This window comes from Flavobacterium aquidurense (assembly GCF_031458035.1).
Lineage (GTDB): Bacteria > Bacteroidota > Bacteroidia > Flavobacteriales > Flavobacteriaceae > Flavobacterium > Flavobacterium aquidurense_C.
In genome coordinates, this window is record NZ_JAVDXR010000003.1 from 262,820 (window position 1) to 276,195 (window position 13,376).

Here is a 13,376-nt window from a genome sequence, read left to right on the forward strand (position 1 = left end):
TAAACAAAATTTCGATTAAACAAATACACAAATAAACGATTAAACATCAAATCAATGAAAAACATAGCCATTATCATGGGCGGATATTCAAGCGAATATAAAATTTCTCTTATCTCAGGAAACGTCGTTCACCAATATCTTGACAAAACAAAATACAACGGATTCCGTATTCATATTTTTAAAGAAAAATGGGTTTATGTAGACGAAAATGACACTGAATTTCCAATTGATAAAAACGATTTCTCTGTAACTGTAAACGGACAAAAAATTACTTTTGACTGTGTTTTCAATGCCATTCACGGAACTCCGGGCGAAGACGGATTAATGCAGGCTTATTTTGAATTACTTGGAATTCCGCAGTCTTCTTGCGATTATTACCAATCGGCACTTACTTTCAACAAACGTGATTTATTATCAGTTTTAAAGCCATACGGAATCAAAACCGCGATTTCTTATTACCTAAACAAAGGTGATAAAATTGACACTGCCGAAATCGTTAAAAAAGTAGGTTTGCCTTGTTTTGTAAAACCAAATAAAGCAGGTTCTAGTTTCGGAATTTCAAAAGTAAAATCGGAAGCCGAATTACCAATCGCCATTGAAGTAGCTTATAAAGAAGACAACGAAATCATCATCGAAAGTTTCCTTGACGGGACTGAAGTTTCTGTTGGCGTAATCAATTATAAAGGAGAGATTAAAGTATTGCCAATCACAGAAATTGTTTCAGACAATGACTTCTTCGATTACGAAGCCAAATACGAAGGAAAATCACAAGAAATCACTCCGGCAAGAATCTCAGATGAACTGACAAAAAAAGTTGGAGAAACTGCCAAACGAGCATACGAAGTCTTAAAAATGAAAGGTTTCTCAAGAAGCGAATTCATCATCGTAGACAACGAACCATACATGCTTGAAATGAACACAATCCCAGGTCTAACCACCGAAAGTTTGATTCCGCAACAAGCCAAAGCAGCCGGAATTTCTTTGGAAGATTTGTTCACAAACGCAATCGAGCTGGCATTGGCGTAGCCAAAATAGGTTCTAAGATTCTGAGATGCTAAGGCATTAAGATTTTAAAACCAGACAATATTGTCATTCCAATAAAATTGGAATGACAATAAAACTCAAAAAAAAAAAAATTGTCCCTTTGAACCTTTGCCGCTTTGAACCTTTTTAAAAAACCTTAGAACCTTAGCAACTCAGAACCTCAGTACCTTAGAAAAAATGAAAGAAATCTTCGAATGGAATAGATTATTTTACAATGATTTACCGGCAAATTTTGCCTTAGAAGTTGTATTTCGTTCCACTGTCATGTTTATCATTTTATTGCTGACTTTAAAATTGGCAGGAAAACGAGGTGTAAAACAATTATCTATTTTTGAGACTGTAATTATCATTGCATTAGGTTCTGCAGCCGGCGATCCTATGTTTTATGAAGACGTGGGAATTATTCCGGCAGCAATCGTTTTTACAGTAATCATCATTTTATATCGATCAGTAACGTGGCTGACAGGAAAAAGCAAAAAGTTTGAAGAATTCATCGAAGGCAAAACAGAATGCCTAATTCAGAATGGCAAATTTTCTGTATCAACTTTTAAAAAAGAAAGTTTGGCACAGGACGAATTTTTCTCAGAACTTCGCATAAAATCTATTGAGCATTTAGGACAGATAAAACATGCTTTTATAGAAACCAGTGGAGAAATCAGCGTGTTTTTCTATGAAGATAAGGAGGTTAAATATGGCTTACCGATTTTACCCGGCTTATTTAACGACAAAAGCAAATTCATACTAAACGACGGCATTCATGCCTGCACTTTTTGCGGACATACCGAAGAACAAAAACCAGGAACGGCTACATGTGAAGTGTGTCAGAAAGATGAATGGGTTCCGGCTATAAAAACAGTGAGAATAACGTAAAAATAAATTCCAATGATAAAAAATTCCAAATTCCACTAACAAAATAAAAAAAGCCTTTGCACCTTTGTGCCTTTGCAGCTTTGAACCTCTAAAAGAAAAAAAATGCGAAAAGCCATATTTCCAGGATCATTTGACCCAATTACACTAGGTCACGAAGACATTATCAAAAGAGGAATTTCCCTTTTTGATGAAATTGTAATTGCTATTGGAGTAAATGCCGAAAAAAAATATATGTTTTCACTTGAAGAAAGAAAACGATTTATCGAAGAAACTTTCAAAAATGAGCCTAAAGTAACCGTTATAACTTATGAAGGTTTAACGATTGATTTGTGCCATAAACTGAAAGCTCAATTTATTTTAAGAGGTCTTAGAAATCCAGCCGATTTCGAATTTGAAAAAGCTATAGCTCATACAAACAGACGCCTTTCTAAAATTGAAACTGTCTTTTTATTAACTGCGGCAAGAACTTCCTATATCAGTTCAAGTATTGTTCGTGATGTATTGCGAAATGGCGGCGAATATGAAATGCTGGTTCCGGATGCTGTTAGGGTTAAGAAATAATGAGCAATAAAAATAACCACTCAACACATAAACTTGCAAGCGAAAGCAATTATAAGTAATTTCGCATTTTAAATAAACAGAAATAATGAGCATCGAAAGAGAATTGAACAAACGAAGCGGATCTAAATGTGAACTTTGTGGCGCGGAAGAAAACCTAAAAGTATATCAGGTATTGCCAACCAAAAAAGGCGGACTTGACGAAAGTATTTTAGCTTGCAGTACTTGTATTGACCAAATTGAAAACCCTGATAACGTTGATTTAAATCACTGGAGATGTCTTAACGACAGTATGTGGAATGAAAACGTTGCTGTACAAGTCGTAGCCTGGAGAATGTTAAGCCGTATGCGTGCTGCAGGATGGCCTCAGGAATTACTAGATATGATGTATTTAGACGAAGATACCTTGGCATGGGCACAAGCAACCGGCGAAGGCGAAGATGATGAAAACAAACTGGTTCACCGTGACAGCAATGGCGTGATTTTAGAACACGGAGATTCTGTAGTTTTAATCAAAGATTTAAAAGTAAAAGGTTCAAGCATGGTGGCAAAACAAGGAACGGCAGTAAGAAATATCCGTTTAGACCATGAAAATGCCGAATATATTGAAGGAAAAGTTGATGGTCAGCAAATTGTGATTATTACTCAGTATGTGAAGAAAATATAGTTTTTTTTAAAAGGTGCTAAGAAACTAAGATACTAAGGTTCTAAGTTTTTTTTAAACCTGAAACTTGAAACTTGAAACCTTAAACTCGAAACAAAACAAAAAAGGCTATTCAAATCTGAATAGCCTTTTTTAGTATTTTAAAAGTAAATTATTTTTGGAATAATTTATTAATCTGATCTTTTACAAATGGCTCAGAAATGTTGCTTGTTGCAGCAGATGCTTCTTTGCTTGAAACCATAAACTGAACTGTAGCTTTCTCAGGAATAACACTTCCTGTGTAATGCAACCAGATATAATTGTTTGGCAACTCTAATTTGATATCATATAACGGATTTGCACCAAAACCATTCATGATAATATTGTAAAGACTTGCGTAATCATTGTTCACATTTTTGAATGTAAACTTTCTTAAAGTTGAAGATTCATCATCGTTTTGAATACTTGTATAGTACACTGTGTATTCATCTCCAATTTTTTGAATGTAGTTGTTATTTACTTTTCCTAACTTCTCGACCGGAACAGTTTCGATAACTTTAATTTGTGCAAATGAGACAACACTCAACAATAAAACGGCAATCGTAATAATTCTTTTCATAATTAATTTGGGGTTTATTATTTACTAGTACAATAAACGCAGAAATTATGATTTATTAAAACCTATACCGTTAATTTATTAACAAAAGATTAAGAATGTTGTTTACAATTGATTTAAATCTCATGTAATAACCATATAAACACCTAAATAACAATCAATTAAACCATCTACAGCACTCTAAAAGAGCAATAAAAACACTTTAAAATCTCGATTTAGAAAGTCTCAAAATGTACAAAAAAAGAAAAATTTTTACTACAAAAAGAACTTCTAAACCTGAATAAACTTCACAAAATAAACAAGGATTTACGTCAAAAAAACCTGAAAGCACAAACCTGAAACAAAAAGTTTACCTTTCCTCCTCTTTCTTTACCACTTTACGGGCAACTTCAATTTTGAATTTCTTGCCTTTCATTTTTTCATCTTTGATGTTTTTCAGCAAGTCATTTACTTTATTGAATTTTACAGCAGCAAACGAAATAAAATCTTTTACTTCAATCAAACCTAAATCACCTTTTTCTAGTTTTCCTTTTTGAGAAAAGAAACCTACGATGTCAATTTTGTTCAGTTTTGTTTTCTTTCCGCCACTGATATAAATGGTTTGAAATTCCGGTGGTTTTGGTAAAGTTGTAGCGTTATCAACTTTTAAAACATCCATTCCGTAGTCGATATAATCTAATTTCTTTTCACTTTCGTGGATGATAATATAAGCCGTTCCAGAAGCCTGCATACGAGCCGTACGACCGTTACGATGCGTAAATTCATCTTCTTTTAAGGGCAAATGATAATGAATAACATGTTTCATCTCCGGAATATCTAATCCACGTGCCGCTAAATCGGTAGTGATTAGATAACTCATACTTCCGTTCCTAAATTGAATCAAAGCACGCTCGCGTTCATCCTGATCCATTCCGCCATGATAATACGTTGCATAAATTCCTTTTTCGTTTAAAGTGTCACTAATACGCTCTGCCGCATCACGATGATTACAAAAGATAATTGCCGATTGCGATTTTAAAGAACAAATCAAATTGAATAAACTGTCTAATTTATCTTTGGCTGGCGAAACCACCATTTTCATCGAAAGATTTGCTTTTTCTTCTTCCTCAGGAATAAAATCTAAAACTGTCGGATTCACAACTCTTGTGTATCTCGGGATTTCAATATCTGAAGTCGCCGAAACCAAAACACGTTTGTTTAATTTGGTCAATTTCCCAATGATATAAGACATTTGCTCATGGAAACCTAATTGCAATGATTTGTCAAATTCATCTAAAATTAAAGTCTGAATTTTATCAGTACGAAAAGTATCGCGGTCAATATGATCGGCGATTCGGCCAGGCGTTCCAATTAAAACCGCCGGAGGATTACTTAAATTCTTAATTTCAGTATCAATGGAGTGTCCACCATAGCAAATATTTACTTTATACTGGGTTCCCATTTTTTTCCAAACCTGCTCAATCTGCAAGCCTAATTCGCGCGAAGGCACTAAAATTAAACATTGAACCGAAAGAATTTCAGGCTGTAATAATTCTAAAACCGGAAGCAAAAAAGCCAATGTTTTTCCTGATCCTGTTGGAGAAAGCAGTAAAACATTGTTATCGTTCAAAATAGCATCTTGTGCTACTTCTTGCATTTCGTTTAGGCTCTCAATTCCTAAATTCGAAAGTATGTTATTGGAATGGTGATTTTTATTCATTTTGCAAAAGTAGGTAAAAAAAATTGTTTGCTACGCCAATTCGGCAAAAGCCTCGTGTCAGGTTTTTCTTGTTTCAAGTTTCAAGTTTTCCAAACTTTGTCTATAATTTTTACCGCAAAGTTCACAAAGGTTTTTTTAATAGATTGTGTTTAGAATGTGTTGACAAACACAAAGTTCGCAAAGCTTTGTGAATATAGCTTTGCGAACTTTGCGTAAACCTTTGCGCACTTTTTGGTAAATGCCAAAGCTGCCTATTCTCATTTCAACTTGAAACTTGAAACAAGAAAAACTTGAAACTAATTTTTTCTATATTTGATTCCTATTAAAAACCCAGATTCATGAAACTTTTTACCGTTATCATTTCACTTTTCACACTTTCCATTTTTGCTCAAAACAATAAAAAATACGATACTTTTTTTGAGAAAGGAAACGGAAATCAATCCGCCTCGTATGCTGAAACAATTTCTTATTATAAACTTTTAGCCAACGACTTTCCAACAATTCAGATTAAGGAAATGGGTCTGACAGATTCTGGAGAACCATTGCACATGGTTGTTTACAATCCGGAAAAGGAATTTGATTTTAATAAAATTCAGAAAAACAAGGCGGTACTTTTTATCAATAACGGTATTCATGCCGGCGAGCCTGACGGAATCGATGCTACAATGCAATTTTACAGAGATTTAGCTATTGGTAAACTAAAAGCGCCAAAAAATACTGTTTTGGTTTGTATTCCAGTTTATAATATTGGAGGAGCTTTGAACCGAAATTCAACTACAAGAGCCAATCAGGATGGTCCTGAAGTTTACGGTTTTCGAGGCAATGCCCGCAACTACGATTTGAATCGCGATTTAATGAAATCAGATACTCGAAATACAAAAAGTTTTGTTGAAATTTTCCAAAAAATAAATGCTGACGTTTTTATTGATAATCACGTAAGTAATGGGTCTGATTACCAATACAAACTGACCTATATTATGACACAGCATAATAAATTAGGAACTGTTTTGGGGCATTACATGAATGATGTCATGATGCCAGCTTTAGTAAAAGATTTACAGCAAAAGAAAATAGAAACAACACCTTATGTAGATTCTTTTAAGGATACACCGGACAAAGGTTTTGGGCAGTTTGTTGATAGTCCGCGCTATACAACGGGTTACACTTCATTATTCAATACAATTGGTTTTGTTGTTGAGACGCACATGCTAAAAAAATATGCCGATCGTGTAAAAGTAACCTACGAATACATGAAATCAACTTTGGATTTTACCGATGCCAATTATCAGAAAATAAAAGAGTTGAGAGTTAAAAATCTGGAACAATATCAACCTAAGAAATCTTATACTTTAAAATGGGAATTGGACAGCACAAAAGCAACGACTTTTTCGTTTTTAGGATATGAAGCAGGTTACAAAAAAAGCGATGCTACAACTGGAGATCGTTTGTATTACGACCGAAGCAAACCGTACAAAAAAGATGTACCTTATATCAAAGAATTCAAATCACAAAAAGAAGTTGTTATTCCGTATGCTTATATCATTCCGCGTGGTTATTGGAATATTATCGATCTTTTAAAGAACAACAATATTACCTATTCTCAGCTTAAAAACGATACAATCATTGAAGTTGAAAGTTATAGAATTGCCGATTTCAAAACGGTTCCGAATGCTTACGAAGGTCATTATTTACACCGAAATACAACTGTAACTTCTAAAATGGTAAAAATGGCTTTCGCCAAAGGCGATTACCTTGTTCCAACCAACCAAAAAGGCGTAAAATATTTACTGGAAGCTTTTGAACCCGAAGGTGTTGATTCGTTTTTTAACTGGAATTTCTTTGATCCTATTTTACAGCAAAAAGAAGGCTATTCTGATTATGTTTTTGAAGACACAGCTACGAAACTTTTGAAAGATAATCCTCAATTAAAAGCCGAATTAGAAACCAAAAAACAAAATGACAGTGAATTTGCAAAAAATGCTGAAGCTCAGTTAAACTGGATTTATAAACATTCGGTTTATTATGAAAAGGCGCATTTGCAGTATCCTGTTTATCGATTACTTTAAATTTAACCGCAAAGTTCGCGAAGGAGTTTTATTTTAGTGTGTTGAAAAAACTCTAAGATCGCAAAGCTGTTCCTTAAAATCTTTGTAAACAAAAAAGGGATTAAAAATGATTAGAAAAATACTAAGCCCAATAATAATTTCAGTAATTCAAATTGTTGTTTTAGCAGTCATCCACAGTAGCCTGAACTATTTTTATCCAATACAACATAGATCAGTTGGATTTGGGTTGACTCTTTTTTTAACCGGAATTATTTTTATGCTCTGCATTCTTGCGTTTAATTTTTATCTGGAATTTTTTAAACGAAATTTGTATTGGATTGCATTCTGGCTTTTAATTCTGACTAGCATTTTACCATTATCAGCATTTAATGAAAGACCTTTAAGAAGTCTATTTTTAATTCTGCTCACTTTATGTGGATTTTTATCTTCTTTATTTGTGAATAAATGGAGAATGAAAATTAATCTAAAAACTGAAACGCGCTTTTGAAAATGAGTTCGCGTGAGGGATAGCAGCTAGCTACCGAAGTAGCGCGGATAGCCCGACACCATTAAAAAAAGGCCCAATGAACACAATGCTCATTGGCCTTTTTTTAATGGTGTCACGCCCAGAATAATTTTCTAGCGCTATCTTGATTCTACCCTACTCTTCAACAGAAATCTTACTCTCTTCTTCAAACAACAATTTAATGTTTTCATAAGAGTTTTTCAATGCTTCCTTGATCTGATCAGGATTTAGCCAGGCTACTTTTTCGATGCCTTCTTCGATTTGGCCTTGTGGAGTTCCCTCAAAATCAGATTGCATTTCGAACCAATGCGTGATTTTAAGTTTGTATTTTCCGTTACGTTTGAAAACGTGATAGGTTTTTTGGAGCTTATTTGTGATTCGGAGTTTGCCTACACCGGTTTCTTCTTCGACTTCGCGCATGGCCGTATCTTCAATTTCCTCGCCTTTTTCGATTCCGCCTTTTGGCAAATCCCATTTTCCGTTTCTGAAAATGAATAAAACCTCGCCTTTTTTATTGTACACAAAGCCTCCACCTGCTTTACTAACAGGGATTTTAGCCTTGAGAGTCTTCATAATTTCTTTCTCGTCGGGGTGATATAAATAAGCCTTTTGAATTTTATTTTGAAAAATTTTAACTATAAGCTGCTCAATATCAATACTCTCCAATAGGAATAATTGAAAATTAGTCTCTCTTGAGATTTCATTTGTCAAAAAAAGTGGTTTGTCGTTCACAAAAACTTTATACATTTGTACTATGATTTTTAATAAAGATACTGCCGAAAAAACAGCCGAATTGCTTTTGCAAATAAATGCAATTAAATTGAATCCAGAAAATCCTTTTACATGGGCTTCTGGATGGAAGTCGCCTATTTATTGCGATAATAGGTTAATTCTTTCATTTCCGATCATCCGAAATTACGTTCGTGATGAGTTTGCGAAAAATATAGAAAAACAATTTGGGAAACCAGATGTCATTGCCGGAGTTGCTACCGGAGCTATTGGAATTGGAATTCTTGTTGCCGAAAGCCTTGGATTGCCATTTGTATATGTGCGTCCGGAAGCTAAAAAGCACGGAAGACAGAACCAGGTTGAAGGATTTTTGCAAAAAGGTCAAAATGTAGTTGTCGTTGAAGATTTAATTAGTACCGGAAACAGCAGTTTGATGGCTGTAGAAGCTTTACGCAACGAAGGTGCCAATATTAAAGGAATGGCAGCAATTTTTACTTACGGTTTTGGTGTTGCCGAAGAAAACTTCAAAAGGGCTAATATTGATTTGTATACGCTAAGCAATTATGAGAATTTATTGGATTTAGCGGTTCAAAAACAATATATTACTGAAGAACAACAATCTACTTTACAGGAATGGAATGCAATTCCATCGACTTGGAGACAGGATTAATTTTATATTGTTGATTTTAGATTTTAGATTGCGACTTAGCTTTGCGAACTTTATAGCAAGGTAAAATCTACAATATAAAAAAAACTTTGCGCACTTTGCGGTTAAAAAATACAACGTTATTTAAATAAAAATAAAATATGAACTTAGAAAGTCCAAAAGTTACTGTTCAGAAATCAGCTCAAGATTTATTTGATTTATTGTCTGATGTAAAGAATTTTGAAAAATTAATGCCTGAAAACATTGCTAAATTTGAAGTAATTGGCGAAGATGCTTTTATTTTTGGATTGAAAGGTATGCCGGAAATAAAATTAAAAATGAAAGACAAAACAGCGCCAAGCAAAATTGTTTTGGGAGCTGCAAGTGATAAACTTCCTTTTACTTTGGTTTCTGATATCGAAAGTATTTCAGATTCTGAAAGCGCTGTGCAATTAAAATTTGACGGTGAATTCAACGCTATGATGGCGATGATGATCAAAGGACCTATCAGCAAATTCATTGAAACTCTAGCAACTAATATGACTAAATTATAATTGTGAATTATAAATGGTAAATTGTTAATTCGCAATTACATAAAATTTTAAAAGCCTGATCTTACGATTGGGCTTTTTTTTGCCACAAAGACGCTAAGCCTCAAAGTTTTTAACCTCTCCAGCCAGACGCACTGCTGTGCGCCTCTACGTAAAACCTCAGAACCTTAACATCTCAGAAACTTAGAACCTTCCTCAATAAAGCATCTGAATCTCCTTAATATCAAACTCCGAAACAGAATCGTCTTCAAGTAAAATCTGGATTTTTCCGACAGAAGAAACTCCTTGAATAATTCCCATAAAATTTACCGCTGAACCTTTTGAAGTAAGGTTTTTAAAAGGCATTGGAACTCCTTTTCGGAACAAAGAACTGAAATATTCATCCCAGAAAATCGCCGAATTGGTTTCCCATAAATCGATTCTTTCTTTGATTTTTTCTACGATTAACTGTGGCAAGGAATCTTTATCGAAATTTCTGCCTGAAATGACTGCCAACGAAGAAGCATATGGCAACTCATCAAAATTAGTCTGATTGACATTGAGCCCTAATCCAACTACTGACACGATCCTGCCATCACTTTTAATGGTATTTTCAATTAATATGCCACCGATCTTTTTATTGTATGACATTATGTCGTTAGGCCATTTTATACTTAAATCAGAAATATCTAATGATTTTAATACATCCATTACAGACAAAGCGGTGATTAAACTAAGACTAAATACCTGTTCATTATCAAAAATGAAATCCTTGACCAAGGCACTCATAATTAAGTTTTTACCTGCTTCAGACTGCCACTTCGCCCCCATTTGCCCTTTGCCTTTTGTCTGATTTTCAGCCGTTACCACCGTAAAATTCTCAAGTTCATCCTGAGCAGATAATGCTTTAAGAAATTCATTTGTAGAATCTATGGCATCGAGTTTGATTAGTTTCATTCAAGTAATTTAAATAACTTAATTTAATATTTTGTTAAGGTTCAAAAATAATCACAAATTTTGGTAACTTTACAAATTCATATAAAATAATTCATGGCGAAAAAGACTATTAATAATGATGTTCTATTGGCGAACATAATCAAAGGGATTGAAGAAGTAAAAGGAAATGATATCGATATTCTTGACTTAAGAGAAATAGACACGGCTGTTTGTGACTATTTTGTCATTTGCAACGGAAGTTCTAACACCCAAGTTAACGCCATTGTAAACTCAATTCAAAAAACAGTATCCAAAGATCTTAAAGATAAACCCTGGCACGTAGAAGGAACCGATAACGCGGAATGGGTTCTTATGGATTATGTGCACATCGTGGTACATGTTTTCCAGAAACACATTCGTGAATACTATAATATCGAAAGCCTTTGGGGTGACGCCAAAATAACTACAATCGAAAACAAATACTAAAGAAAATTTTTTCTAATGGCTAAAGATAATAATCCAAATCCGAGTAAATTTAAAATAAGTCCTTGGTTGATATATACCGCAATACTTTTAGTTTTCTTATTTATCAGTTTTGCAACCGGGGGATCAAGCTTACAAGAACCAGCTCAATTAACTTCTTCTAAATTCAATACATTATTAGAAAAAGGTCAGATTGAAAAAGTAATTGTATACAATAAAGCTGAAGCTGAAGTATATTTAACTGCTGCTGCCCTTAAAGATGCAGCTAATAAAAAAGTAGCTAAAGATATGTTTGAAAGACCAAATAAAGGTCCTCACTATACTTTAGAAATTGGTAACGACCAGATTTTTCAAACTAAATTAGAAAAAGCAGTTGGCGAAGGCAAACTGAAAGATTTTAATTTTTTACAGAAAAATAATTGGAGCGATATTTTAATCAGCTTGCTTCCAATCATCATTATTATTGGTGTATGGATTTTCATTATGCGTAAAATGTCAGGCGGCGCTGGTGGCGGTGGCGGGCAAATTTTCAACATTGGAAAATCAAAAGCTAAGTTATTTGATGAAAAAACAGATATCAAAACAACATTTAAAGATGTTGCAGGTTTAGAAGGTGCAAAAGAAGAAATACAAGAAATTGTAGAATTCCTGAAAAACCCTGAAAAATATACAAACTTAGGAGGTAAAATCCCTAAAGGAGCCTTACTTGTAGGACCTCCGGGAACTGGTAAAACTTTGCTTGCAAAAGCTGTTGCTGGAGAAGCCCAGGTGCCTTTCTTCTCATTATCAGGATCTGATTTTGTTGAGATGTTCGTTGGAGTTGGTGCTTCACGTGTTCGTGATTTATTCAAACAAGCTAAGGAAAAATCTCCTGCTATTATCTTCATTGATGAAATTGATGCTGTTGGTAGAGCAAGAGGAAAAAGTAATATGTCAGGCGGAAACGACGAGAGAGAAAATACTTTGAACCAATTATTAACAGAAATGGATGGTTTTGGTACAAATTCTAACGTAATTGTTTTGGCTGCAACCAATAGAGCGGATGTTCTTGACAAAGCTTTGATGCGTGCCGGACGTTTTGACAGACAAATTTTTGTTGACTTACCAGACATTCGCGAAAGAGCTGAAATCTTTAAAGTTCACTTAGCTCCTATCAAAAAAATCGAAGGTCTTGATTTAGATTTCTTAGCAAAACAAACTCCTGGTTTTTCTGGTGCTGATATAGCAAATGTTTGTAACGAAGCGGCCTTAATTGCTGCCCGTAACAACAAAACCGCAGTTGACAAACAAGATTTCCTTGATGCGGTTGACAGAATTATTGGTGGTTTAGAAAAGAAAAATAAAATTATAACTCCGGAAGAAAAAAGAGCAATTGCAATTCACGAAGCTGGACACGCAACTGTAAGCTGGATGTTAGAGCATGCTGCACCACTTATCAAAGTAACAATCGTTCCTCGTGGGCAAAGTTTAGGAGCTGCATGGTACTTACCAGAAGAAAGACAAATCGTTAGAACAGATCAAATGTTAGACGAAATGTGTGCTACAATGGGAGGAAGAGCAGCTGAAAAAGTAACTTTCGACAGAATTTCGACCGGAGCATTAAGTGATTTAGAAAAAGTTACTCGTCAGGCCCGTGCTATGGTAACAATTTACGGTTTGAATGAAAAAATCGGAAATGTTACTTATTATGATTCAAGCGGACAAAGCGAATACAACTTCTCTAAGCCGTATTCTGATGAAACTGCAAAAGTTATTGATAAAGAAATTTCAGAATTAATTGAAGGTCAGTACCAAAGAGCCATTCAAATTTTAGAAGAAAACAAAGACAAGTTAAATCAGCTTGCCGATATCTTAATTGAAAAAGAAGTTATTTTCAAAGATGACTTAGAAACAATTTTCGGAAAACGTACTTTTGACAAAAATCTGGAAGAAGTTGTTTCGTAAATAATTTCATAAATATGTAATATTTTTTAAAATCTTAATTCAAAACAGGCTTTTGAATTAAGATTTTTTTATCTTTGAACGTTTTCAATTAACATGTAAAGTATTTC

At 34.1% G+C, this 13,376-nt stretch carries 13 protein-coding genes; 9 read left to right on the forward strand and 4 right to left on the reverse strand.

The features are described from left to right. The first annotated feature begins 54 nt into the window (after positions 1 to 54). From J2X17_RS06610 to J2X17_RS06625, 4 genes are all read left to right on the forward strand, one after another. Positions 55 to 1,026 carry a D-alanine--D-alanine ligase gene (locus J2X17_RS06610; protein ID WP_310295852.1) on the forward strand — a complete coding sequence of 324 codons (972 nt, stop codon included), beginning with the start codon at positions 55 to 57 and terminating at the stop codon, positions 1,024 to 1,026. Between the two features lie 195 nt (positions 1,027 to 1,221). Next, the gene (locus J2X17_RS06615; protein WP_310295854.1) at positions 1,222 to 1,914 is read left to right on the forward strand and encodes a DUF421 domain-containing protein; all 693 of its coding nucleotides are present in this window, start codon (positions 1,222 to 1,224) and stop codon (positions 1,912 to 1,914) included. A 102-nt stretch (positions 1,915 to 2,016) separates the two neighbouring features. Further along, on the forward strand, positions 2,017 to 2,475 hold the full coding sequence (gene coaD / locus J2X17_RS06620; protein ID WP_310295859.1) for a pantetheine-phosphate adenylyltransferase: 459 nt from the start codon (positions 2,017 to 2,019) through the stop codon (positions 2,473 to 2,475). Positions 2,476 to 2,560: 85 nt separating this feature from the next. Next, complete coding sequence (locus tag J2X17_RS06625) at positions 2,561 to 3,139, forward strand: PhnA domain-containing protein (RefSeq protein ID WP_310295860.1); 579 nt, start codon at positions 2,561 to 2,563, stop codon at positions 3,137 to 3,139. 148 nt (positions 3,140 to 3,287) lie between these two features. On the opposite strand, the gene J2X17_RS06630 is transcribed toward J2X17_RS06625, so the two are convergent. Beyond that, positions 3,288 to 3,734, reverse strand: coding sequence for a hypothetical protein (locus J2X17_RS06630; RefSeq protein ID WP_310295861.1), 447 nt, complete (start codon positions 3,732 to 3,734; stop codon positions 3,288 to 3,290). A gap of 346 nt (positions 3,735 to 4,080) precedes the next feature. Continuing rightward, positions 4,081 to 5,430, reverse strand: coding sequence for a DEAD/DEAH box helicase (locus tag J2X17_RS06635; protein WP_310295862.1), 1,350 nt, complete (start codon positions 5,428 to 5,430; stop codon positions 4,081 to 4,083). A gap of 338 nt (positions 5,431 to 5,768) precedes the next feature. Between J2X17_RS06635 and J2X17_RS06640 the strand changes: the two genes are divergently transcribed. Continuing rightward, on the forward strand, positions 5,769 to 7,496 hold the full coding sequence (locus J2X17_RS06640; RefSeq protein ID WP_310295863.1) for a M14 family metallopeptidase: 1,728 nt from the start codon (positions 5,769 to 5,771) through the stop codon (positions 7,494 to 7,496). Between the two features lie 640 nt (positions 7,497 to 8,136). On the opposite strand, the gene J2X17_RS06645 is transcribed toward J2X17_RS06640, so the two are convergent. Beyond that, on the reverse strand, positions 8,137 to 8,748 hold the full coding sequence (locus J2X17_RS06645; protein WP_310295865.1) for an NUDIX hydrolase: 612 nt from the start codon (positions 8,746 to 8,748) through the stop codon (positions 8,137 to 8,139). 7 nt (positions 8,749 to 8,755) lie between these two features. Between J2X17_RS06645 and pyrE the strand changes: the two genes are divergently transcribed. Both pyrE and J2X17_RS06655 read left to right on the forward strand, forming a co-directional pair. Further along, positions 8,756 to 9,400 carry an orotate phosphoribosyltransferase gene (pyrE, locus tag J2X17_RS06650; RefSeq protein WP_310295867.1) on the forward strand — a complete coding sequence of 215 codons (645 nt, stop codon included), beginning with the start codon at positions 8,756 to 8,758 and terminating at the stop codon, positions 9,398 to 9,400. A gap of 137 nt (positions 9,401 to 9,537) precedes the next feature. Next, complete coding sequence (locus J2X17_RS06655; protein ID WP_310295869.1) at positions 9,538 to 9,930, forward strand: SRPBCC family protein; 393 nt, start codon at positions 9,538 to 9,540, stop codon at positions 9,928 to 9,930. A gap of 192 nt (positions 9,931 to 10,122) precedes the next feature. Here the strand turns inward: J2X17_RS06655 and J2X17_RS06660 are convergent, their stop codons facing one another. Continuing rightward, positions 10,123 to 10,863: a biotin--[acetyl-CoA-carboxylase] ligase gene (locus J2X17_RS06660; RefSeq protein ID WP_310295870.1), complete on the reverse strand. Its 741-nt coding sequence runs from the start codon at positions 10,861 to 10,863 to the stop codon at positions 10,123 to 10,125. 93 nt (positions 10,864 to 10,956) lie between these two features. Between J2X17_RS06660 and rsfS the strand changes: the two genes are divergently transcribed. Continuing rightward, positions 10,957 to 11,328 (forward strand): ribosome silencing factor, encoded by a 372-nt coding sequence (gene rsfS, locus J2X17_RS06665; RefSeq protein ID WP_007809313.1) that lies wholly within the window; start codon positions 10,957 to 10,959, stop codon positions 11,326 to 11,328. Positions 11,329 to 11,343: 15 nt separating this feature from the next. Further along, positions 11,344 to 13,269: an ATP-dependent zinc metalloprotease FtsH gene (ftsH, locus tag J2X17_RS06670; protein WP_310295873.1), complete on the forward strand. Its 1,926-nt coding sequence runs from the start codon at positions 11,344 to 11,346 to the stop codon at positions 13,267 to 13,269. The last annotated feature ends 107 nt before the right edge of the window (positions 13,270 to 13,376 follow it).